This window comes from Micromonospora sp. NPDC005257 (genome assembly GCF_042872445.1).
GTDB lineage: Bacteria > Actinomycetota > Actinomycetes > Mycobacteriales > Micromonosporaceae > Micromonospora.
In genome coordinates this window covers 32,222-53,759 of sequence record NZ_JBIAKL010000008.1, presented here as the reverse complement: position 1 = coordinate 53,759, position 21,538 = coordinate 32,222, and the positions used below count along the sequence as shown (strand labels likewise).

The window sequence follows — 21,538 nt, the reverse complement described above, 5'->3', positions numbered from 1 at the left end:
GTCCTGGCCACCCGTCACGCCCCCGCGCGGACTCCCGTAGCGGTCAGCCGGGACGGCGGGCGGTGACCGCCGTGGCGTCCCACTCCTCGTCGCGTACCACTTCCGGGTCCAGCCCGGCGGCGGTGAACACGGCGCACAGCGACGGGGCCTGTGCGGCGCTCGCCTCGACCACGACGTGCCCGCCCGGGGCGAGCCACTCGGCCGCGCCGGCGGCGACCCGGCGCAACACGGCCAGGCCGTCCGCGCCGCCGTCCAGGGCCACCGGCGCCTCGTACAGGCGTGCCTCGGCCGGCAGCGAGGCCACTGCGGCGGTCGGCACGTACGGCGCGTTCGCCACCACCAGGTCCAGCCGGCCACGCCGGCCGGCCGGCAGCGCGTCGTACAGGTCGCCCTGGTAGACCGGGACGCCGAGTGGTTCGAGGTTGCGCCGGGCGCAGGCCACGGCCACCGGATCGATGTCGGCGGCGGCCAGCCAGCGCGGCGCGAGCCGCTCGTGCAGCACCACCGCGGCGGCGCCGGAGCCGCAGCACAGGTCGAGCACCGCCGGCGCCGGCCCGGCCAGCGCCGCCGCCGTGTCGACCAGCAGCGCGCTACGACGGCGCGGCACGAAGACCCCGGGGTGTACGGCGATCCGCCGGCCGCAGAACTCGGCCCAGCCGAGCAGGTGCTCCAGCGGCAGGCCGGCGACGCGACGGTCGACCAGCCGGGTCAGCGCCGGCGCCGAGTCGGCGGCGGCGATCAGCAGGTCCGCCTCGTCCTCGGCGAAGACGCAACCGGCGGCGCGTAACCGCCGGACGAGGGCCGGACGATCGGGAGTGAATACCGTGGATGCCATGGCAAGCCTTTCGGGAAGCGCTCGTCGGCGCCCCCGGCGTCGCCTCAGCTCCGAGGCGACGCGGACTCGGAGGGAGCGCCGGTCCTCTGCTTGGGAATCGGACTCACCTCCTCGGGTCGGGGCCGCACGGGCCGTGGCTGCCCGTCACCATAGCCCAGCGGCAGTCGCGCCGTCAGCCCGCCGCGTCGAGCGCGGCGGCCACGTCGGCGAGCAGGTCGGCGGTGTCCTCGACGCCGCAGGAGAACCGCACGAAACCCGGTGTGGTGGCATCGCCCCACTGGGCCCGCCGGTCGGCCGTCGTGTGCAGCCCGCCGAACGAGGTCGCGGCGGCCACCAGCCGGGAGGCGCCGAGGAACCGGGCCACCCGGCCCTCGTCGCCCAGGTCGAACGAGAGCACGCCCGGCACGCGCCGCATCTGGGCCGACGCGACCGGGTACGCCGGGTCGTCCGGCCGGCCGGGCCACCGCACGCCGGTGACGTCCGGCCGGGCCGCGAGCAGATCGGCCAGCGCCCCCGCGTTCGCGGTATGCCGGGCCAGCCGCAGGTCGAGCGTGGCCAACGAGCGGTGGGCCAGCCAGCAGTCGAACGCGCCCGGCACCCCGCCGGTGGTGGTGCGCCAGGTGGTCGCCGAGTCCCGCAGCCCGGCGTCCCGGGTGACCAGGTAGCCCAGCAGCAGGTCCGAGTGGCCGGTCAGCGCCTTGGTGCCGGAGGCGACCACCACGTCCGCGCCGAGATCCAGCGGGCGCTGCCCGAGCGGCGTGGCGGTGGTGTTGTCCACCGCCACCAGCGCACCGGCGGCGTGCGCGGCCCCGGCCACCGCCCGCACGTCGACGACGTCCAGGCCGGGGTTCGCCGGGGTCTCCAGCAGCACCAGCCGCACACCCTCGAACGACGGGTACGGCCCGGCGGTCGGCACGAGCACCACGCGCACGCCGAGCCGCTCCAGCGCGTCGGAGGCGAACGAGCGCACCGCGTAGTAGCCGTCGGCGGGCAGCAGGACCGTGTCGCCGGGGCGCAGCAGGGCCAGCAGCAGCCCGGTGATGGCGGCCTGCCCGCTGGCGAAGACCCGGCAGTCGCCGCCCTCCAGCTCGCCGACAGCGGTCTCCAGCAGCCGCCGGGTGGGGTTGTCCGGCCGCCCGTACTCGTCCGTCGCCGCCGACGGGCCGCGCTCCGGATCCAGGTGGTACGGCGCGGCGAAGACCGGGCCGGGCAGGAACGGCTGCCCGGGTACGGCGTCCGGCAGCCCGGCGTGCACGCTGCGCGTGCCGTCGCCCCAGTGCTCGCTGCCCATCCCGGCTCCCCTCACTCGTACGACTCGGGCTTGGCGGTACGGCTCATCAGCGCGTCCACCGCCAGGCGCGGATCCATCCCCTCGTGGCAGATCCGCTCGATCTGCTCGGTGATCGGCATCTCCACCCCGTGCGCCCGGGCCAGGTCACGGATGGCCAGGCAGCTCTTGACGCCCTCGGCGGTCTGCCGGGTGGCCGCCTGGGCCTGCTCCAGCGTCTCCCCCCGCCCCAGGTGCTCGCCGAAGGTGCGGTTGCGGGCCATCGGCGACGAGCAGGAGGCGACCAGGTCACCCATGCCGGCCAGCCCGGCGAACGTGATCGGGTCGGCGCCGAGCGCCACGCCCAGCCGGGCGGTCTCGGCCAGGCCGCGGGTCATCAGCATGGCCCGGGTGTTGTCGCCGAAGCCCATCGCGGTGGCGATGCCGTACGCCAGGGCGATCACGTTCTTCACCGCGCCGCCCAGCTCGCAGCCGATCACGTCGTCGTTCGTGTACGGGCGGAGGTACGGGGTGCGGATGGACGCCTGCACCAGCGCGGTCCGCCGGCTGTCGGTGCCCGCGACCACTGTGGCGGCCGGCTGCTCGGCGGCGATCTCCGGGGCCAGGTTGGGCCCGGAGACGACCACCACCTGGTCGGCGGGCACCCCGGCGGTCTCCATGATCACCTGGCTCATCCGCTTGGTGGTGCCCAGCTCGATGCCCTTCATCAGCGAAACCAGCGTGGCGTCCGGCGCCAGGTACGGCGTCCAGTCGCCGAGGTTGCCGCGCAGCGTCTGCGACGGCACCGACAGCACCACCACCTCGGCGCCCTCGATCGCCTCGGCGGCGTCGCCGGTCGCGGTCACCCGCTCGGGCAGCCGCACGCCGGGCAGGTACTCCGGGTTGTGCCGCCCGGTCCGGATCGCCTCGGCCACGGCGGCCCGGCGGGCCAGGACCGTGACGTCCCGCCCGGCGTCGGCGAGGATCTTGGCGAACGCGGTCCCCCAGGAACCGGCGCCCAGCACGGCGACGTGCCCGCTCATTCGGTGACCTCCCGGATGCCGGTGCGGGCGGGCCGCTGCCACAGCGGCGGTGGCGTGCCGCCGCGGATCTCCGCGACCAGATCCCGGATGCGCAGCATGATGGTGTCCGTCATCTCCTCCAGGATCGGCCGGGTCGGCGTGGCGCCGGCCCAGGGGCTCAGGTCCACCGGCGGCCCGGCGATCACCGTCACCGAGGTACGCGGGCGCAGCCCGAACCGGGCCGTACGCGGGTCGAACATCCGTTCCGGGCCCACCATGGCGATCGGGACCACCGGGGCGCCGGTGGCCAGCGCCAGCCGGGCCGCGCCGGTCTTGCCCTTCATCGGCCACAGGTCCGGCTCGCGGGTGGTGGTGCCCTCCGGGTAGATCACCACCGCGCCCCCCTCGGCCAGCGCGGCGACCAGCTTGTCCAGCGACTTGACCGCCTCGACGGTGTCGCGCTCGACCGGGATCTGCTGGCACCGGTGCAGGATCCAGCCGACCACCGGCACCCGGAACACGCTCGCCTTGCCGAGGAAGCGCGGCCAGCGCCCGGCGTCGTAGACGAAGTGCGCGACCACGAGCGGGTCGGCGTGCGAGATGTGGTTGGGCACGAGGATCACGCCGCCGTCGTGGCGCAGGTGTTCCATGCCCCGCCAGGCGCGCCGGGTCCAGACCGTCATCAGCGGCTTCACCAGCACCACGGCGAGCCGTCGCCAGAACCCCAGCCTCCGCCGTGCCACTGTGCCTCCTCGATCCGCCCACGCGCCCCGGGACAGAATCATGCCTGTTCGCCCCCGCTGCGGCCAGTGCGGGTACCGGCGCTCTCCGCTGGCAGGATGGTCGGCGTGTCTGAGGCCCGCTGGACCGTGGTGACGCCGGTGAAGCGCCTTCCGGCGGCGAAGAGCCGGCTGCGGGGCGCGCTGCCCGGCGTACCCCATGAGGAGCTGGCGCTGGCCCTGGCGGCCGACACGCTGCGCGCGGTGCGGGCGTGCCCGGCGGTCGCCGGGGTGCTCGTGGTCACCGACGACCCGCGGGTGAGCGCGGCGGCCGGCGCGGCCGGCGCCCGCGTCGTCGGCGACCCCGGCGGCGGGCTGAACGCGGCGTTCCGGCACGGCGCGGCAGCGGCCGGGCCGCGCGCCGCCGTGGCCGGCCTGACCGCCGACCTGCCGGCGCTGCGACCGGCCGAGCTGGCCGCCGCGCTGCGGGCCACCCACGGGGTACGCGGGTTCGTGGCGGACGCCCCGGGCGCAGGCACGGTGCTGCTGGCCGCGCCCACCGGGGCGGCGCTGGCGCCCTGCTTCGGGCCGGGCTCGGCCGCCGCGCACGCGGCGAGCGGGGCGCTGCCGCTGGCCGGCGACTGGCCCAGCCTGCGCCGGGACGTGGACACCCCGGCCGACCTGGCCGACGCCGCCGGGCTGGGCGTGGGGCCGCACACCGCCGCGCTGCTGGACCGGGTCGCCGGAGCGGTCCGGTACGGTGCTGGCATGCAGGGCACGGTGGCGACCTACGACGCGTCGACCCGCAGCGGCGTGCTGCTGCTCGACGACGGCACCGAACTGGCGTTCCCGGCCCGCGCGTTCGACGCCTCCGGGCTGCGGTTGCTCCGTTTGGGGCAGCGTGTCCGGATCGAGCGGGACGCCGACGGCGAGGTGGTCCGGGTCACCCTGCCGACGATGGCGTGAACAACCTGGCCCGAGTTCATTTTCCGTTCACCCTCTTCGGGGAATCATGAGGTGGTGAGCACCCCTCGCGAGCACCCCGACAGCCCGCCGCCGATCCTCGACCCCGGCACGCCCCGCAACGGCAGCCCCACCCGCGGCCAGGACGGGCGGTTCCGCCCGACCCGGCCCCCGGAGGAGCGCCTCGGCGCCGATCCGGACGCGGCCGGCGCGACCGGGCTGGACGAGCCGCTCGACCCGGTGGAGGGTCCCGGCCCGGCGGACGAGACCGCTGCGGACGCCGGCCCGCGGGCCGCGCCGCCGCTGCCGGAGGACCGCTTCCTCAACCGGGAGCTGTCCTGGCTCGACTTCAACGCCCGGGTGCTGGCGCTCGCCGAGGATCCGCGTACCCCGCTGCTGGAACGGGCGAAGTTCCTGGCAATCTTCGCCAGCAACCTGGACGAGTTCTACATGGTCCGGGTGGCCGGGCTGAAGCGGCGGCTCTCCGCCGGCCTGCCGGTACGCGGCGGTGACCGGCTGCCGCTGCGCACCCAGCTCGAACTCATCACCGAGAAGGCCGCCGGCCTGGTCGCCCGGCACGCCGCCTGCCTGGTCGACGACGTGCTGCCGAAGCTCGCCGCCGAGGACATTCGCATACTGCGCTGGAGCGACCTGGACGACGCCGAGCGGGAACGGCTGCGCACGTGGTTCCGGGAACACATCTTTCCGGTGCTCACCCCGCTGGCGGTCGACCCGGCGCACCCGTTCCCGTACATCTCCGGCCGGTCGCTGAACCTGGCCGTGTCGGTACGCGACCCGGACGGCGGCTCGGAGCTGTTCGCCCGGGTCAAGGTGCCGAACAACGTGCCCCGGTTCGTCCGGGTGCACCGCGACCAGCCGGGCGTGCGGTTCCTGCCGGTGGAGGACCTCATCTCGGTGCACCTCGGCCAGCTGTTCTCCGGCATGCAGGTGGTCGAGTGCCACCTGTTCCGGGTGACCCGCAACGCCGAGGTGGAGGTGGACGAGGACCGCGACGAGGACCTGCTCCAGGCGCTGGAGCGGGAACTGGCCCGGCGCCGGTTCGGCCCGCCGGTACGCCTGGAGGTCGCCGCCTCCGTCTCCGACCGCATGCTTGAGCTGCTGGTCCGCGAGCTGGACATGGACGGCCACGACGTGCTGCGCGTGCGCGGCCTGCTCGACCTGTCCGCGCTCTGGCAGGTCTACGGCGAGGCCGACCGGCCCGACCTGAAGGACCCGCCGTTCGTGCCGGCCACCCACCCGCGGCTGGCCGAGGGTGAGGTGCCGCGCAGCGTCTTCGCCACGCTGCGCGACGGCGACGTGCTGGTGCACCACCCGTACCACTCGTTCGCCACGAGCGTGCAGCGCTTCGTCGAGCAGGCGGCGGCCGACCCGAACGTGCTCGCCATCAAGCAGACGCTCTACCGCACCAGCGGCGACTCCCCGATCGTGGACGCGCTGGTCGACGCGGCCGCCGCCGGCAAGCAGGTGGTGGTGCTGGTCGAGCTGAAGGCGCGCTTCGACGAGGTGGCGAACATCGGCTGGGCGCGCACGCTGGAACGGGCCGGCTGCCACGTGGTGTACGGCCTGGTGGGGCTCAAGACGCACTGCAAGACCGCGCTGGTGGTACGCCAGGAGGGCAACCAGATCCGCCGCTACTGCCACATCGGCACCGGCAACTACCACCCGAAGACGGCCCGGCTCTACGAGGACTTCGGCATGCTCACCGCCGACCCGGAGATCGGCGCCGACCTGACCGACCTGTTCAACGTGCTCACCGGCTACAGCCGGCAGACCGCGTTCCGGCGGCTGCTGGTGGCGCCGCAGGGCATCCGCAGCGGCCTGATCGAGCGCATCGACCGGGAGATCGGACACGTCCGGCTGGGCATGCCCGGGCTGGTGCAGTTCAAGGTGAACTCCCTGGTGGACGAGGAGATCACCGACGCGCTCTACCGCGCGTCGCGGGCCGGCGTGCACGTGGACCTGCTGATCCGGGGCATGTGCACGCTGCGGCCGGGCGTGCCGGGGCTGTCGGAGAACATCCGGGTCCGTTCGATCCTCGGCCGGTTCCTGGAACACTCCCGGATCTTCCGGTTCGGCAACAAGGGCGACGCCGAGTTCTGGATGGGCTCGGCCGACCTGATGCACCGCAACCTGGACCGCCGGGTGGAGGCGCTGGTGCAGGTGAGCGACCCGGTGGCCCGGGCCGAGCTGGACCACGTACTCACCGCCGCGTTCGATCCCGGCGTGGACGCGTTCGAGCTGGCCGCGGACGGCACCTGGCACCGCCGCGCCGGGGACGGCGACACGGCGCTCACCCACCTTCAGGATCTGTTGCTGCGCCGGGTCGGCGGAAGGGCGGACTGAGCGGACCGTGGCGCGTGGCGGGCGGACATACGGTGAGCGGGTGAGCGACGACGAACCGGTACGGATCCGGGCCGCCGGCGGCGTGGTGTGGCGCCCGGGTCCGGCCGGCGTCGAGGTGTGCCTGGTGCACCGCCCCCGGTACGGCGACTGGTCGCTGCCGAAGGGCAAGCTGGATCGCGGCGAGCACCCGCTCGTGGCCGCCGTCCGCGAGGTGGCCGAGGAGAGCGACGTCCGCGCCGTTCCGCAGGTACGCCTGCCCACCGTCCGCTACCGCAGCGAGGGCCGCGCCAAGGCGGTCGACTACTGGTCCATGCGGGCCGTCGGCGCCGGCGGTTTCCAGCCCGGCACCGAGGTCGACGACGTGGCCTGGTTCCCGGTCGACGACGCGGTACGCCGGGTCGACTACCCGCACGACGCCGAGGTGATCGCGGCGTTCGCGGCGCTGCCGCCGGTCACCGCGACGGTGCTGCTGGTCCGCCACGCGCACGCCGGCAGGCGCGGCACCTGGACCGGCCCGGACCACGGCCGCCCCCTCGACGAGCAGGGTTGGGCGCAGGCGCGGGCACTGGTCCCGCTGGTGACGCTGGTGCGCCCGGCGCACCTGTTCTCCGCCTCGGCCCGGCGTTGCGTGCAGACGCTGGACCCGGCGGCGGCCCGCCTGGACCTGCCGATCGAGGTCTGCGGCGACTTCGACGAGCCGGTGCCGGGCCAGCAGGCCGAGGAGTGCGCGCTGGCCGCCGCGGCGCGGCTGACCGCGCTGGCCCAGGCTGTCGGGACGGCGGCGGTGTGCAGCCAGGGCAAGGTGATCCCGGGCGCGCTGGAACGGCTCACCGGCCGCGTGGACGACGACTTCACCACCGCCAAGGGCGGCGGCTGGCTGCTGCCGTTCGCCGGTGACCGGCTGGTCCTCCCCGACCGGTTGTGAGGCGGGCCGCGGCCGACGCCTGTTGTCGCGGCGGGCCGCGGCCGACGCCCGTTGTCGCGGCGGGCTCCGGGTCGTGCGGCGTCGGCTCAGGGCAGCGTGACGGTGAGCGTCACCGGGAGGTGGTCGCTGGCCCCGGTGCGCGGCGCGCGTACCTCGGCGGCGGTCAGGCCCGGCGAGACGAAGACGTGGTCGATCTGGGTGCGCGGATCGTCGGCCGGGCTGGTCCGCAGCGGCCGGGCCGGAGCCAGCGCGTCCACCAGACCCGCGCCTGTGAACTCGGCGAACGCCGGATCGTCCGGCTCGGTGTTCAGGTCGCCGCCGACCACGAGTGGACGGCCGTTCGCGTACCGGCGGGCGAACTCGGCCACCTCGCGTGCCTGCTCGACCGGATCCCGGCCGGGCGGCGGTTGCAGGTGCGTGGCCACCACAGCCAGTTCCCGGCCGCCGAGGTCGAGCGTGACGCCGAGAGCCTGCGCACCGGTCGGCGCACCGTGCGCGGTCAGCCGCCGGGTCTGCCCGGAGCGCGCCGGGAAGCGGCTGAGCACCGCGTCGCCCCAGACCGGGTCGGCGGCGGGCGCGAAGACGTACGGCATTCCCAGCCGCCCGGCCAGCAGCGCCAGCGTGTCGTGGCCGCCGTTGAGCCACCAGCCCCGGTCGACCTCGCTGAGCAGGATCACGTCCGAGCCGTGCAACTCCCGGGCCACCGCGTCCAGGTCCAGCCGGCCGTCCAGGCCGAATCCCATCCGGATGTTGTACGCGGCCACCCGCACCGCCGCCGGTGCGGTGGCGGCCCGGGCGTTTGTCGGTGGCACGTGCAGTGTGGCGGCGAGCCCGGCCAGCGCGGTCAGGCCGCCCAGGGCCGCCACCCGGACCAGGGTGGGCAGCACCGGGGCGGATGACGTCGCGCCAGGCACCGCCGGGACGGACCGGAGGGACGCGCCGACCGCCACCAGAGCCACCAGGAGGGCCGTGGCCACCGGTGCCCACCCGTTGGGGTACCCCAGGTCGTAGGCGGCGTAGTAGGCCACCGTGGCCACCGCGAACACCAGCATCCCGAGCGCCGCCGCCCGCCCGCGCCGCGCCCCCGCCCGCACGTCGCCGGCGGGCCGCTCGTCGGCGGCGGCCGAGTCGGCGAGCGCCAGGCAGCCGCCGAGACCGGCGGCGGTGAGCAGGTACGCCGGGACGAGGCGCCCGGTCACGAACAGCACCGAACCGGCGAGCAGCGCCAACGGCCACACCACCCGGGCCAGGCGCAGCGGCGCCCGGAACAACGCCGTCGCCAGGAACAGCAGCACCGCGAACGCGCCCGGCAGGACTCCGTTACCAGGGCGGGCGAGTCCGGGGAAGTCGGGCGATCCGGTGCCGGCGGCGGCGTTCCACAGCGCCGGGGCCAGCGCCACCTGGCTGGCCAGCAACAGTGCCGGCCCGCACAGCAGCCAGGCCCGCCGGCCCGGGGTACGCATGTGCGGGGCGGCGTCACCGTCCCCCACGCCCGCCGACGCGGCCGGCCGCCGACGCCGCGCCACCGTGGACGCGGCCAGGAACGCCGCCACCAGCAGGGCGCTCAGGCTCCAGCCGAGCGCGCCGCCGCGCCACACCAGATCCTCGGTGCCCAGCAGGGCGTGCCCGACCGCGTTGCCGGCAAGGCCGAGCGCCAGACCGGCGGCCGGGCGGGGCACCGACGCGGCGACGGCGGCGAGCCAGACCAGGCCGGCGAGCAGCCCGGCGCAGGCGAGCCAGAGCTGGGCCGGGCCGCCGGGTTGCGCGGTGAGCGCCAGCCGGGCCGCCGCCAGCACACCCGCGGCGACGAGTCCGACCGGGCCGGAACCGGCACGGCGGACCAGGGTGGGCGCGGCGAGGGCGAGCAGGAACCAGCCGAGCGCGAACGCGCCGAGCAGCTCGGCGGGCGTCTCGGCGGCCCGCCCGAACAGGGTGATGACCGAGGGCAGCCAGACCCGCAGCACGTCCAGCAGGACCGCGATGCCCAGCGCGAGCGCCAGGGTGGAGAGGTGACGGTGCCGCACGGGGCGCCTCTTCTCGTGACCGACGGGGGTGTTCGGCACGGCGATTCTGCGGCGCGGGGCGCCGGGCGGTCAACGCGTACCCATGCGAAAGGGCGTCCACCGCGAACGGTGGGCGCCCTTTCGTGGGTCGTCCGGTCAGCGCCGGGTGGCGGCCTTCTTGGCCGGCGCCTTCTTCGCGGGCGCCTTCTTGGCCGCCGTCGTCTTCTTGGCCGTGGCGGACTTCGCCGCGGTCGTCTTCTTGGCGGCGGTGGTCTTCTTCGCCGCGGTGGACTTCGCCGCCGTGGTCTTCTTCGCCGCCGTGGTCTTGGTCGCGGCGGCCTTCTTCGCCGGCGCGGCCTTCTTGGTCGCGGTGGTCTTGGTGGCCTTCGCCGCCGTGGTCTTCTTCGCGGCGCCGGTGGTCTTCTTCGCGGCGCCGGTGGTCTTCGCCGCCGTGGCCTTCGCGGCCCCGGTGGTCTTCTTCGCCGCGGCGGTGTCCTTCGGCACCTTGCCGCTGGCCACCATCTCCTTGAAGCCCGCGCCGGCCCGGAACGTCGGGACGGAGGTCTTCTTGACCTTCACCGCCTCGCCGGTTCGCGGATTGCGCGCTGTTCGGGCTCCCCGGACGCGCTTCTCGAACGCTCCGAAACCGGTGATCGCCACCTTCTCGCCCTTGGTGACCGCCGCCTGGACCTCAGCGAGAACCGCGTCGAGCGCGGCCGTCGCCGTCTTCCGGTCCCCCAGGCGAACGGCGAGCGCCTCGATGAGCTCGGCCTTGTTCACGACTTCCTCCCGATTGTGCAACTGACTCGACGCGAGCCATTCTGCGCGCACGGTATGCCCTGTGCTGCCTGGACACAAACATTCGGTGGAAAAAAGCCCTTGTGTCGCAACGGATTCGCCCCCACCGGATGCATCCGGTGGGGGCGAGAAGCGGTCTGGGGTCAGGCTACCGACGGCAGGAACGACGGCCGGGACGCCTCGAAGGCACTGATCTCGGCCTCGTGCCGGAGGGTGAGTCCAATGTCATCCAAGCCCTCCATCAACCGCCAGCGGCTGTGGTCGTCCAGCGGGAAGGCCCAGGTGGCATCCCCGGCGCGGACCTGGCGGGCGGCGAGGTCGACAGTGATCGGAGTGCTCGGCTCCGATTCCACGAGGTCCCAGAGTTCTTCCACGGCCTTCAATTCCAGCTCTACCGGAAGGAGGCCTTCCTTGAGCGAGTTGCCCCGGAAGATGTCGCCGAAGCGAGGCGAGATGACGGCCCGGAAGCCCCAGTCCCGCAGCGCCCAGACGGCATGCTCCCGGGAGGACCCGGTGCCGAACTCGGGACCGGCGATGAGAATCGACGCGCCCGAATGGGCGGGATCGTTGAGCACGAATGACTGCTCCTCCCGCCACGCGCTGAACAGCCCGTCGGCGAAACCGGTCCGGGTCACCCGCTTGAGGTACACCGCCGGGATGATCTGGTCGGTGTCCACGTTGGATCGGCGCAGCGGCACGGCGGTGCCGGTGTGGGTGGTGAACTTGTCCATCTCTCGGCTGCCCTTCTACAGGTCGGCGGGAGCGGCCAGGCGGCCGACCACCGCGGTGGCGGCGGCGACCGGCGGGGACACCAGGTGCGTACGCCCGCCCCGGCCCTGCCGTCCCTCGAAGTTGCGGTTGGAGGTCGAGGCGGAGCGCTGGCCCGGCTTCAGGGTGTCCGGGTTCATGCCCAGGCACATCGAACAGCCGGCGAAGCGCCACTCCGCGCCGGCGTCGGTGAAGACCTTGTCCAGCCCTTCAATCTCGGCCGCCTCCCGGACCGCGGCGGAGCCCGGGACCACCAGCATGCGTACGCCGTCGGCGACCCGCCGCCCGCGCAGCACCTCGGCGGCGGCCCGCAGGTCCTCCAGGCGGCCGTTCGTGCAGGAGCCGACGAACACCACGTCGACCGCGAGGTCGCGCAGCGGGGTGCCCGGGGTGAGGTCCATGTACGCCAGCGCGCGCCGGGCGGCGACCCGCTCCGGCTCGGTGACGAACTCCTCCGGGTCCGGCACCGTGGCGCCCAGCGGCAAGCCCTGCCCGGGGTTGGTGCCCCAGGTGACGAACGGCGTGATCCGGCTCGCGTCGAGCGTGACCTCGGTGTCGAAGGTCGCTCCCTCGTCGGTGGGCAGCGTCCGCCAGTACTCCAGCGCCGCGTCCCAGTCGTCGCCCTGGGGCGCGTTGGGCCGCCCCTTCAGGTACGCGAACGTGGTCTCGTCCGGCGCGATCATGCCCGCCTTGGCGCCCCACTCGATGGACATGTTCGCGATCGTCATCCGCCCCTCCATCGAGAGGTCGCGGATCGCCTCGCCCCGGTACTCGACGATGTGGCCGCGCCCGCCGCCGGTGCCGACCTGCGCGATCAGCGCGAGCACCAGGTCCTTTGCGGTGACGCCGGGCGCCAGCTCGCCGACGACGTTCACCGCCATGGTCTTCGGGCGGGCCTGGGGCAGCGTCTGCGTGGCCAGGACGTGTTCGACCTCACTGGTGCCGATGCCGAACGCCAGCGCCCCGAACGCGCCGTGAGTGGCGGTGTGCGAGTCGCCGCACACGATCGTCATGCCGGGCTGGGTGAGGCCGAGCTGCGGGCCGATGACGTGCACGATGCCCTGGTTCTCGTCGCCCAGCGGGTGCAGGCGGATGCCGAACTCGGCGCAGTTGCGGCGCAGCGTCTCGATCTGGGTGCGGGAGGTGGGGTCCGCGATCGTGAGCAGGTCGCCGCGCCGGGAGCGGAACGCCGGGTCGTCGTACCCGGTCGGGGTGTTGTGGTCCTCGGTCGCGATCGTCAGGTCGGTACGGCGGACCCCGCGCCCGGTCAGACGCAGCCCGTCGAACGCCTGCGGGCTGGTCACCTCGTGCAGCAGGTGCAGGTCGATGAAGAGCAGGTCCGGCTCGCCGGCGGCGGAGCGGACCACGTGTGCGTCCCAGACCTTCTCGGCCAGGGTCCTCGGTTGAGTGACTCCCACCATCTGGACATCCTAAATTCTGGGAGGTAAATTTCGGCTTGTGGGACACAGTATGAGCGGTGTCGGCGTTCTCGACAAGGCGGTGGTCATCCTGGCCGCCTGTGTCGACGGCGCCAGCCTGGCCGAACTCGTTGAACGCACCAAGCTGCCCCGGGCCACCGCGCACCGGCTGGCGCAGGCGCTGGAGATCCACCGGATGCTCGTCCGGGACACCCAGGGGCGCTGGCGCCCGGGTCCACGCCTGGGCGAGCTGGCGAACGCGGCGCCGGACGTGCTGCTGACCGCCGCCGAGCCGCTGCTCGCCGCGCTACGGGACGCCACCGGCGAAAGCGCCCAGCTCTACCTGCGCCGCGCCGACGAGCGGATCTGCGTGGCCGCCGCCGAGCGCGCGAGCGGCCTGCGGGACACCGTCCCGGTCGGCTCGGTGCTGCCGATGACCGCCGGTTCGGCGGCGCAGATCCTGCTGGCCTGGGAGCCGCCGGAGGCGGTCATGCCGCTGCTCCCCCGCTCCAAGTTCACCGGCCGCACGCTGGCCGAGGTGCGGCGGCGCGGCTGGGCGCAGAGCGTCGCCGAGCGGGAGGCGGGTGTGGCAAGCGTCTCAGCGCCGATCCGCGATCGCACCGGCCGGGTGATCGCCGCGATCAGCATCTCCGGCCCGATCGAGCGCCTCGGCCGCCGCCCCGGCGAGCGCCACGCCATGGCCGTCGTCCGAGCCGGCCAGCGCCTCTCCGGCCTCTGACCCACCCCACCCCTCGCGTTGATCATGAAGCTAGCGGCATTTTTGATCTCCCCGACTGCCGCTACCTTCATGATCAACGGAGCAGGGCGGGGAAGGGCGGGAATGCGGAACGGCCCGCCTCGCTCGACGCGAGACGGGCCGTTCGATGAACGTAGCCCCGACCGGATTCGAACCGGCGCTACCGCCTTGAGAGGGCGGCGTCCTGGGCCGCTAGACGACGGGGCCAGGCACTTTTCGTGCTTCACCGCCCTGCCGGGCGGCGCGGCAGTAGTCTAGCGGCATCGCGTCCGGCGTCACGCGGAGGGGGTCACCCCCTGCGCACGTGGGCCGGACAGCAGAAAGCCCGCCCCGGAAGACGGGACGGGCTGTCGGTGCTGTAGCCCCGACCGGATTCGAACCGGCGCTACCGCCTTGAGAGGGCGGCGTCCTGGGCCGCTAGACGACGGGGCCAGAACCTTCATTGCACTCCGACAGTGTGAGCTGCCGGAGTCCAGCGGCCGAGGATTCTCGCGAAACCTCGGTTGCGCTGGGGTACCAGGACTCGAACCTAGACTAACTGAACCAGAATCAGTCGGGCTGCCAATTACCCCATACCCCATTGGCCCCTTGCGGCGCCGGGAATGAACTTTACCCTCCCGGTGCCGACAGGCCAAATCCAACCCCTCGAAACCCACCTGACCAGCGGAAACGAGGCATCGGACCGAATCAGGCGACCGGGACGACAGGGTTGCTGAGCTCCCCGATCCCCTGGATGCGCACGGTGACGGTATCCCCCTCGGTGAGCGGGCTAACCCCCGCCGGCGTGCCGGTCAGGACCACGTCGCCGGGCAGCAGCGTCATGACGTGCGAGATGTACGACACCAGCCCCGGTACGTCGAACACCATGTCCTTGGTCCGGCCGATCTGGCGTACCTCCATCTCCTCCGGGTTGCGGCCCACCTCACAGCGGATCTCCAGGTCGCTGACGTCGAGCCCGGTGGTGATCCACGGCCCGATCGGGCAGAACGAGTCGAAGCCCTTGGCGCGGGTCCACTGCCCGTCGGAGCGCTGGAGGTCCCGCGCGGTCACGTCGTTGGCGCAGGTGTAGCCGAAGATGGCCCGCTCCGCGGCGGCCCGGTCGGCCCGGCGGGCGCCCGGGGCGCCGATCACCACGGCCAGTTCCGCCTCGTGCTCGACCTGCTTGGAGAAGATCGGCAGCCGGATGGCGTCGCGCGGGCCGATCACCGAGGTGGACGGCTTGAGGAAGAGCAGCGGCTCCTTCGGCACCTCGCTGCCGTGCTCGGCGGCGTGCTCGGCGTAGTTACGGCCGACACAGACCACCTTGCTGGGCAGGATCGGTGACAGCAGCCGGACGTCGGAGAGCGCCCAGCGGGCGCCGGAGAACTGGATCTGTCCGAACGGGTGGCCCTCGATCTCGGCGATGGTCAGGCCCTGCGGCCCGGCCTCCGGCTCGCCCTCGACGACCCCGAACGACATTCCCTTGGCATGAGCGAAACGAGCGATACGCACCCGGCCAATCTATCCCCGCCCGGCTGCGCCCGGTGACAGGCGGCATGCCCCGGCCGCCGCGCCCCGCCCCGCACCGGCCGCCACCGGCCCCGGACCGGCACGAGCCGGGCAGGGTACGCGCGATCGCGCCGGACGTGGCGGGAATGGCGGCTTCGTACCCGCCCGGCGGCCCCCGGCCCATAGCTTCGGGTCCGGAGGTTCGTTGGTATGCCTGCATCGAGACGACACCACAGGGCCCTGGCAGTGCTCGTGAACTGCCTCGGCGTCATCGCCGCCGTACCGGCGCTGTCCCCGGCGACGCCCCGCGCGGCCGCCGCCCCCGCCCATCCGGCCCCGCCCGCGGCGGTCGTCCGCGGTGCCGCGGCCACCCCGATCCCGACCGGCGTGCCGGCGGTGCCCCCGGCGGTGCCGACCACCGGCCCGGCTCAGGTCCGGCCGACGATGCCACCGGTCAGCGTGGCGGTGGGCGCGTCGGGCACCCCGGCGCCGGGGTACCGGATCGAGGTCCGCAACGCCGGCACGGCACCCGTCGAGACGATGGTCCGGCAGGAGCTGCCGAACGGGTCGCGGGCCACCACCGTGACCGGCGGTGGGCGGACCACCCGGCCCGCCGGGGCAAGCGCCGGGGAGGTGACCTGGCGGCTGCGGCTGCCGGCCAAGAGCACCACCACGTTGCACACCGCGCTGTCGGTTCCCGGCCCGGGCCGCTCGGTGACCGCGCCCACCTGCGTCTACGGCACGGACGGCACGCGCCCGTTCGACTGCGCCACGGCCACCTGGGTGGGTGCCGCGACGGCTCCGGCGGCCCAGATCACCGCCGCCCCGGCCTGGCGGCGGCCGCCGGTGCTGCTCGCCGCGTTCACCGCGCTGCTGGTGGTCACCGCCGGCGTGCTGTGGTGGGTGGTCCGGCGCCGCCGGCGCACGGCGGCGGGTAGCGCCGCGCCCGGCGCCGTGGTCCGCGGCACGACGGCGCACACCGGTACGCCCGGAAGCGGCGCGATGCCCACCGGCGCCCCCGCAGGCGGCGTGCCCGGCCGCGGCATGCCGAGCGGAGGCGGACCGGGCCAGGGGCCGGTCCAGCGGGGCACCGTCTATCCGCGGGCGTCCGTTCCGTCGCCTGCGAGCCGCCGTGGAAGGCCGCCGGTCTGGCTCGTGGTCGGCGTGGCGGCGGCGGTGCTCGCCGGCGTGGTCGGCGCGGCGGCCTGGTCGGCCACGCAGCGGGTGGCCGCGATGGACACCACCAAGCAGCCGACGAGCGGGGCGTGGGTGGGCAACAGCGTCACCGGCGCGCTGGGCCAGCCGCTGCGCGAGAACGCGTTCGAGTTCACCGTCTACCGGCTGAGCTGCGGCGCCGACGTGCTGCCGCCGGCGGCCGGCGGCGGCCGGCGGCGGCCGGCCGTGCCTGGCCACGATCGGGGTGCGCAACCTCACGTCCGAGGACCAGACCTGGCACGGGCAGTTGCAGCGCGCGTACCTGCCCAGCGGGAACTGGGTGGCCGCCGACGAGGACGCGACCCGGGTGGCGAACCTGGGCCGGGACGTCTTCGCCCAGCCGGTCACCGCCGGGCGGCGGGTGCTGCTGCCGCTGGTGTTCATGATGCGCGGCGACGAGCCGCCGAAGCGGCTGGAGCTGCGCAGCGGCGTCTTCTCCGCGGGCGTGCGGGTGGACGTGGCGTGATCCGGGCACGGGCGGCGGTCGTACCCTGGGGTGTGTGACCGCCGCCCTCGCCCCCGCGCTCGACCTGGCCGACTGGCAGGCGCGCAGGCACGCCCACGAGGCGCGGGTGGACGCCTGGCTGACGCCGCATCTGGCCCGCCGCCGCGCCGGGGTGAAGCACCCGGTGGAGGACTTCCTGTTCACCTACTACTCGCACCGCCCGGCGCAGTTGCGCCGCTGGCACCCGGGTGCGGGAGTGGTGCTGCGCGACGCCGACGCGGCCGTCTTCGGCCCGGACTACACCGCGAGCGCCGCCGGGCTCACCCTGGACACCGATCGGGTACGCGCGCGGCGCGCCGAGTCGATCGCCTGGATCCGTACGCTGCTCGCGGCGACCGCCGCACGCCCGGCGCAGCTTGGCTGTTTCGGCATGCACGAGTGGGCGATGGTCTACCGGCAGACCCAGGAGCAGGTGCGGCACAACGCCTGGCCGCTCCGGCTGAGCCCGGCGGCGACGGCGGCGGTGGTCGAGGAGCGCGGCGTGCGGTGCAGCCACTTCGACGCGTTCCGCTTCTTCACCGCGCCGGCCCGGCCGCTGAACGTGCTCCAGCCGACCCGGGAGGGTCAGCACGCGCTGGAGCAGCCGGGCTGCCTGCACGCCAACATGGATCTCTACAAGTGGTCCTACAAGCTGTCGCCGCTGGTGCCGTCGGAGCTGGTGGCGGACTGTTTCGCGCTGGCCCGGGAGATCCGGGCGCTGGACATGCGGGCCAGCCCGTACGACCTGGCCGACCTGGGCTACCCGCCGGTGCGGGTGGAGACGCCGGAGGGCCGGGCCGAGTATGCCGCCGCCCAGCGCGAGTTCGCCGAGCGCGCCGCCGGGTTGCGGGCCCGGCTGCTGGCCGGGCTGGACCGGGCCGTGCCGGCCGGCCACCGCTGAGCGCGGGACCGGCCGGCGCGGGGATCAGTTCGCGGCGCAGGTCAGCGCCGGCACCGGGTTCGGGACGGCACCGTCGGCCAGGAACCCGAACGTGGTCTGGGCGGCCGGGGCCAGGGCGCCGTTCCAGCTCGCGTTCCGGGCGGTCACTGTGGTTCCGCTCTGCGTCACGTCCGCGCTCCACGCCTGGCTGATCCGCTGGCCGCCGGTGAGCGGGAGGCTCACGGTCCAGCCGGCGATCGGCGCGGCGCCGCCGTTGCGGACGGTCACCTCCCCCTGGAAGCCGCCCGGCCACTGGCCGGCGAGGCGCCAGGTGGCGGTGCAGCCACCGGGCGCCGGCGTCGGGCTGGCGGTGGGCGACGGGCTGGTCGTCGGAGACGGGCTCGTCGTGGGCGACGGGCTGACGGTGGGCGACGGGGCCGGCGTGGTCCGGTCCAGCGCGGCGACCAGCGCCGGGTACCACCTGTCGGACATCTTCTGGTCCCCTGCGGCGTTCGGGTGCACGCCGTCGTACGTGTCGGTGGCGGTGCTGAACCCGGTCCACTGGTCGACCACCACGATCGGCGACGCGGCTGTGGTCCTTCCGGCCGCCCAGCCCTCGATCAGCGAGTTGAGCGCCACGGTCCGCTGGCCGCACTCCGGGCAGCTGGCCGGGTTCATCGGGATGATCTTCGCGACCAGCACGGTCATGGCCGGGTTGGCGGCCCGCATCTGGTCCACCAGTTTCGAGTACGCGGCCAGGATCGTGGCGGGCGCGATGTTGCTCCACACGTCGTTGGTGCCGAAGTGCATCAGCACGACGTCCGGGCGGGTGGCGGCCAGCCAGCCGGGCAGCAGGTTCTGGTTCGCCACGTTCGTCGCGAGGTAGCCGCCGTGCCCCTCGTTGTCGCCGTCGTACGGCACGCCGCAGCCCTGCGGTCCGAGCGTGCCGACGAAGTCGACGTCGGTGTGGCCGGTGGACTGGAGGCGGTTCCAGAGCACCGCCCGCCAGCAGCCGGGAGACCCGGTGATGGAGTCGCCCAGCGGCATGACGCGGACCGGGGTGGCCGCCGCGGCGGCCGTGGGCGGGTTGGCGGTGAGGGCGAGGCCGAGGGCGAGGACGGGCAGCAGCGCGGCGAGCGCGGTCAGCGCGGCGCGTACGGGGTTTCGGGACATGCGGAAGGGACTCCTGTCACGGTGACGTGGTGGTCGGTGACGGCCCTGACGCTCCCGTATGCATTGAAGCGCTTCGACGCCTCCGGCTCAACCCTCCGGGTGGCCCCGATGCTCGTTCCACTCCGGGGCGAGGATCGACATGACTGTGGCGTCCACCCAGTCGTCGCCGTCGCGCAGCACCTGTCGCAGCGTCCCCTCGGCGACGAAACCCACCTTCTCGTACGCCCGCCGGGCGCGCGGGTTGAACGCGAACACCTCCAGCCCGATGCGGTGCAGGCCGAGCTGCTCGAAGCCGTACCCGACGATCAGCCGGACCGCCTCGGTGCCGAGGCCGCGATCGCGCCCGCCGGGCCCGATCAGGGTGCGGAAGTTGCAGCCGGCGTTGGCCCGGTCCCACTCGTTGAGGACGACCTCGCCGACGCAGACGCCGCTCGCGCGGTCCACCACCGCGAGGTCGAGCCGGTCGTCCTGGCTGTTGCGGGTGCCGTACCAGGCCCGCAGCCGGGACGGCTCGAACGTCTCGCCGGCCGGGCTGCCGGTCAGCCGGGCCACCTCCGGGTCGGCCAGGATCTCGGCGAGCGCCGGCAGGTCGTCGTCGTGGAACGGGCGCAGCACCACCCGCTCGCCGGTGAGCGTGGGCTTGACGGAGAAGTCGATCACGTGGCGGGATTCTCCGGCCCGGGGCTCGGCGGCTCAACCCGTTTCCGGTCAGTCGCCGTCCACCCGGCGGTCGCGTTTGCGCTGGGACTGGCGCTTCTTCTCGGCCAGACGGCGCTCCTTGGCACCGCGGGAGGGTCGGGTCGGCCGGCGCGCCTTCGGCGGCGGGGCGACTGCCTCGCGCAGCAGCGCGGCCATCCGCTCGCGGGCCGCCTCCCGGTTGGCCAGTTGCGCGCGGTGCTCGCTGGCGGTCACCGTCAGCACACCGCCGACCAGGCGGCCGGCGAGCCGGGCCAGCGCCCGTTCCCGCAACGCCTCCGGCACGCTCGGCGAGCCGCCCAGGTCGAAGCTCAGCTCCACCCGCGAGTCGGTGGTGTTGACTCCCTGCCCGCCCGGCCCGGACGACCGGGAGAACCGTTCCCGCAGCTCGGCGGCGGGCACCACGAGCCGGTCGGTCACCCGCAGTCCGTCGTCCACGCCCCGAGGCTAGCGCCCGGCGCGACGACTCGGTGTGGGGGTGGCGCTCGGCGTGGGTCCGGCCCGTTCCTCGCCGCCGCCGGACGCCGCGTACGCGGCCGCGCCGAACAGCAGCAGGGCGATCACGGCGAGCTTGACGACCACGCCCCGGATCGCCAGCCAGGCGTTGCGCCGGGCGGTGGGGACTGTGGTCCGGGCCGTCCGGTAGTCCGTCCAGCCACGCTTCGCACGCGCGTAGGACGCGCCGACACCGGCGCCGATGACAAGGCCCACCAGGAGGAGGGCCGCAGTGACAGCTTGCTCCACCTCCGCCAGTATCCATACTCAGCGTAATATTTCCATGCTCCGATCATTGCGCGCCGGATATCCGACAGTTCGCACCGATCTTGCGCTACTTGTGCAGGTCAGCGCCCCGGGCGGGACGGCGGTCGGCCCCGCGCGGGACACCACGCGGGCGGCTCAGCCACCCCGGCCGATGATGGTGTCGGCGGTCTGCTGGACCTGGTCGATCGGGATGGCGAAGCCGATGCCGATCGAGCCGCTGCCGTCGATGGTGGCGATCGCCGTGTTCACGCCGACCACCTCACCGCGCGCGTTCACCAGCGGCCCGCCCGAGTTGCCCGGGTTGATCGAGGCGTCGGTCTGCACCGCCGTGTGCCGGCCGTTGCCGATCCGCACCTGCCGGTCCAGCGCGCTGACGATGCCCGCGGTGACGGTCCCGGCCAGGCCGAGCGGCGACCCGACCGCGAGCACCGGCTCCCCCACCCTCGTCGAGTTCGCCTTGGCCAGCGGCAACGGCGGCAGCCCGGCCGACGCGGGCACCTTGAGCACCGCGAGGTCGCTGGCCGGTTCCCGGCCCACCACCTCGGCCGGGAAGCGCCGCCCGTCCGAGGTCTCCACAGTCACCGCGCCGGCGCCGCCCCGGGCCAGGATGTGGTCGTTGGTGACGATGTGCTGCTCGTTGTCGATGGCGAACCCGGAGCCGGACGCGGACGCGCCGGAGCGGCCCCCGACCATCACCGAGACCACCCCGGGCACCGTCTTGCCCGCGGCGGTGACCAGTTCGGCCGGCACCGGCGCGGCGGACGCCGCCGCCGGTCCCGGCGTGCCCCGGTCGGCCGCCCAGGTGCCGGCCGCCGCGCCGGAGACGGTGGAGAGCGCCACCACCGCCGCCACGCTCAGCAGCCGGTGCCGCAGGCTCCGCCGCCCGGCCTCCGGCCCGCCCCCGGGTACGTCCCGGTAGCCGCGCCCGTCCGGGCCCAGCTCGGGCGAGACGAACCACGGGCCGCGTGGCTCGCCGAGTCCGGTCTGCACTGCCATGCCTG

General features: G+C 74.4%; 19 protein-coding genes, 3 tRNA genes and 2 pseudogenes. 7 read left to right on the top strand and 17 right to left on the bottom strand.

Annotated elements, in window-relative coordinates; genetic code table 11:
- Window positions 1–43: 43 nt before the first annotated feature.
- From ACFYO8_RS18005 to ACFYO8_RS17990, 4 genes are all read right to left on the bottom strand, one after another.
- Complete coding sequence (locus ACFYO8_RS18005) at window positions 44–835, bottom strand: putative protein N(5)-glutamine methyltransferase (protein ID WP_355093692.1); 792 nt, start codon at window positions 833–835, stop codon at window positions 44–46.
- A 172-nt stretch (window positions 836–1,007) separates the two neighbouring features.
- Complete coding sequence (locus ACFYO8_RS18000; protein ID WP_357707650.1) at window positions 1,008–2,126, bottom strand: cystathionine gamma-lyase; 1,119 nt, start codon at window positions 2,124–2,126, stop codon at window positions 1,008–1,010.
- 11 nt (window positions 2,127–2,137) lie between these two features.
- Window positions 2,138–3,145 (bottom strand): NAD(P)H-dependent glycerol-3-phosphate dehydrogenase, encoded by a 1,008-nt coding sequence (locus ACFYO8_RS17995; protein ID WP_357707648.1) that lies wholly within the window; start codon window positions 3,143–3,145, stop codon window positions 2,138–2,140.
- Window positions 3,142–3,867: a lysophospholipid acyltransferase family protein gene (locus ACFYO8_RS17990; protein ID WP_387257345.1), complete on the bottom strand. Its 726-nt coding sequence runs from the start codon at window positions 3,865–3,867 to the stop codon at window positions 3,142–3,144. Before ACFYO8_RS17990 ends, ACFYO8_RS17995 begins: the two co-directional genes overlap by 4 nt.
- Before the next feature lie 96 nt (window positions 3,868–3,963).
- Here ACFYO8_RS17990 and cofC point away from each other — a divergent pair.
- The 4 genes and pseudogenes from cofC to ACFYO8_RS17970 all read left to right on the top strand — a co-directional run.
- A pseudogene (gene cofC, locus ACFYO8_RS17985) lies at window positions 3,964–4,587 on the top strand (2-phospho-L-lactate guanylyltransferase); the annotation flags it as partial.
- A gap of 24 nt (window positions 4,588–4,611) precedes the next feature.
- The gene (locus ACFYO8_RS17980; protein WP_043330566.1) at window positions 4,612–4,809 is read left to right on the top strand and encodes a cold-shock protein; all 198 of its coding nucleotides are present in this window, start codon (window positions 4,612–4,614) and stop codon (window positions 4,807–4,809) included.
- 54 nt (window positions 4,810–4,863) lie between these two features.
- Window positions 4,864–7,170, top strand: a complete 2,307-nt coding sequence (locus ACFYO8_RS17975) for an RNA degradosome polyphosphate kinase (protein WP_354865871.1) — start codon at window positions 4,864–4,866, stop codon at window positions 7,168–7,170.
- Window positions 7,171–7,177: 7 nt separating this feature from the next.
- On the top strand, window positions 7,178–8,095 hold the full coding sequence (locus ACFYO8_RS17970) for an NUDIX hydrolase (protein ID WP_354865873.1): 918 nt from the start codon (window positions 7,178–7,180) through the stop codon (window positions 8,093–8,095).
- An 86-nt stretch (window positions 8,096–8,181) separates the two neighbouring features.
- On the opposite strand, the gene ACFYO8_RS17965 is transcribed toward ACFYO8_RS17970, so the two are convergent.
- From ACFYO8_RS17965 to leuC, 4 genes are all read right to left on the bottom strand, one after another.
- Window positions 8,182–10,119 (bottom strand): endonuclease/exonuclease/phosphatase family protein, encoded by a 1,938-nt coding sequence (locus ACFYO8_RS17965; protein ID WP_354865875.1) that lies wholly within the window; start codon window positions 10,117–10,119, stop codon window positions 8,182–8,184.
- A gap of 135 nt (window positions 10,120–10,254) precedes the next feature.
- The gene (locus tag ACFYO8_RS17960; RefSeq protein ID WP_355015009.1) at window positions 10,255–10,878 is read right to left on the bottom strand and encodes an HU family DNA-binding protein; all 624 of its coding nucleotides are present in this window, start codon (window positions 10,876–10,878) and stop codon (window positions 10,255–10,257) included.
- A 161-nt stretch (window positions 10,879–11,039) separates the two neighbouring features.
- The gene (gene leuD, locus ACFYO8_RS17955) at window positions 11,040–11,627 is read right to left on the bottom strand and encodes a 3-isopropylmalate dehydratase small subunit (RefSeq protein WP_354865879.1); all 588 of its coding nucleotides are present in this window, start codon (window positions 11,625–11,627) and stop codon (window positions 11,040–11,042) included.
- A 15-nt stretch (window positions 11,628–11,642) separates the two neighbouring features.
- On the bottom strand, window positions 11,643–13,085 hold the full coding sequence (gene leuC / locus ACFYO8_RS17950) for a 3-isopropylmalate dehydratase large subunit (protein ID WP_354865881.1): 1,443 nt from the start codon (window positions 13,083–13,085) through the stop codon (window positions 11,643–11,645).
- 49 nt (window positions 13,086–13,134) lie between these two features.
- Here leuC and ACFYO8_RS17945 point away from each other — a divergent pair, with 49 nt between their 5' ends.
- Window positions 13,135–13,821, top strand: coding sequence for an IclR family transcriptional regulator (locus ACFYO8_RS17945; RefSeq protein ID WP_013284529.1), 687 nt, complete (start codon window positions 13,135–13,137; stop codon window positions 13,819–13,821).
- A gap of 152 nt (window positions 13,822–13,973) precedes the next feature.
- Here the strand turns inward: ACFYO8_RS17945 and ACFYO8_RS17940 are convergent.
- The 4 genes from ACFYO8_RS17940 to ACFYO8_RS17925 form a co-directional block, all read right to left on the bottom strand.
- Window positions 13,974–14,046, bottom strand: a tRNA-Glu gene (locus ACFYO8_RS17940).
- Between the two features lie 152 nt (window positions 14,047–14,198).
- Window positions 14,199–14,271: transfer RNA gene (locus ACFYO8_RS17935), tRNA-Glu, on the bottom strand.
- Window positions 14,272–14,347: 76 nt separating this feature from the next.
- A tRNA-Gln gene (locus ACFYO8_RS17930) sits at window positions 14,348–14,419 on the bottom strand.
- Window positions 14,420–14,526: 107 nt separating this feature from the next.
- On the bottom strand, window positions 14,527–15,330 hold the full coding sequence (locus tag ACFYO8_RS17925; RefSeq protein ID WP_210898861.1) for a fumarylacetoacetate hydrolase family protein: 804 nt from the start codon (window positions 15,328–15,330) through the stop codon (window positions 14,527–14,529).
- Window positions 15,331–15,537: 207 nt separating this feature from the next.
- On the opposite strand from ACFYO8_RS17925, the pseudogene ACFYO8_RS17920 reads away from it, so the two are divergent.
- Window positions 15,538–17,008 (top strand): annotated as a pseudogene (locus tag ACFYO8_RS17920) (hypothetical protein).
- A 34-nt stretch (window positions 17,009–17,042) separates the two neighbouring features.
- Window positions 17,043–17,927, top strand: coding sequence for a 3-methyladenine DNA glycosylase (locus ACFYO8_RS17915; protein ID WP_354865886.1), 885 nt, complete (start codon window positions 17,043–17,045; stop codon window positions 17,925–17,927).
- Window positions 17,928–17,951: 24 nt separating this feature from the next.
- On the opposite strand, the gene ACFYO8_RS17910 is transcribed toward ACFYO8_RS17915, so the two are convergent.
- The 5 genes from ACFYO8_RS17910 to ACFYO8_RS17890 all read right to left on the bottom strand — a co-directional run bounded on the left by ACFYO8_RS17910 (window position 17,952) and on the right by ACFYO8_RS17890 (window position 21,533).
- On the bottom strand, window positions 17,952–19,079 hold the full coding sequence (locus ACFYO8_RS17910; RefSeq protein ID WP_354865888.1) for a cellulose binding domain-containing protein: 1,128 nt from the start codon (window positions 19,077–19,079) through the stop codon (window positions 17,952–17,954).
- Window positions 19,080–19,166: 87 nt separating this feature from the next.
- The gene (locus tag ACFYO8_RS17905; protein WP_354865890.1) at window positions 19,167–19,739 is read right to left on the bottom strand and encodes a GNAT family protein; all 573 of its coding nucleotides are present in this window, start codon (window positions 19,737–19,739) and stop codon (window positions 19,167–19,169) included.
- A 48-nt stretch (window positions 19,740–19,787) separates the two neighbouring features.
- On the bottom strand, window positions 19,788–20,213 hold the full coding sequence (gene arfB, locus ACFYO8_RS17900) for an alternative ribosome rescue aminoacyl-tRNA hydrolase ArfB (protein ID WP_120571223.1): 426 nt from the start codon (window positions 20,211–20,213) through the stop codon (window positions 19,788–19,790).
- Window positions 20,214–20,222: 9 nt separating this feature from the next.
- On the bottom strand, window positions 20,223–20,519 hold the full coding sequence (locus tag ACFYO8_RS17895; RefSeq protein ID WP_354865894.1) for a hypothetical protein: 297 nt from the start codon (window positions 20,517–20,519) through the stop codon (window positions 20,223–20,225).
- A gap of 153 nt (window positions 20,520–20,672) precedes the next feature.
- On the bottom strand, window positions 20,673–21,533 hold the full coding sequence (locus tag ACFYO8_RS17890) for a trypsin-like peptidase domain-containing protein (RefSeq protein ID WP_355015008.1): 861 nt from the start codon (window positions 21,531–21,533) through the stop codon (window positions 20,673–20,675).
- Window positions 21,534–21,538: the final 5 nt, after the last annotated feature.

Bases quoted from the DNA above. Each gene is read 5' to 3' on its own strand.
- ACFYO8_RS17980 (WP_043330566.1), top strand. From the start codon at position 4,612: ATGCAGGGCACGGTGGCGACCTACGACGCGTCGACCCGCAGCGGCGTG.
- ACFYO8_RS17890 (WP_355015008.1), bottom strand. From the start codon at position 21,533: ATGGCAGTGCAGACCGGACTCGGCGAGCCACGCGGCCCGTGGTTCGTC.
- ACFYO8_RS18005 (WP_355093692.1), bottom strand. From the start codon at position 835: ATGGCATCCACGGTATTCACTCCCGATCGTCCGGCCCTCGTCCGGCGG.
- ACFYO8_RS17910 (WP_354865888.1), bottom strand. From the start codon at position 19,079: ATGTCCCGAAACCCCGTACGCGCCGCGCTGACCGCGCTCGCCGCGCTG.
- ACFYO8_RS17945 (WP_013284529.1), top strand. From the start codon at position 13,135: ATGAGCGGTGTCGGCGTTCTCGACAAGGCGGTGGTCATCCTGGCCGCC.
- ACFYO8_RS18000 (WP_357707650.1), bottom strand. From the start codon at position 2,126: ATGGGCAGCGAGCACTGGGGCGACGGCACGCGCAGCGTGCACGCCGGG.
- leuC (WP_354865881.1), bottom strand. From the start codon at position 13,085: ATGGTGGGAGTCACTCAACCGAGGACCCTGGCCGAGAAGGTCTGGGAC.
- ACFYO8_RS17995 (WP_357707648.1), bottom strand. From the start codon at position 3,145: ATGAGCGGGCACGTCGCCGTGCTGGGCGCCGGTTCCTGGGGGACCGCG.
- leuD (WP_354865879.1), bottom strand. From the start codon at position 11,627: ATGGACAAGTTCACCACCCACACCGGCACCGCCGTGCCGCTGCGCCGA.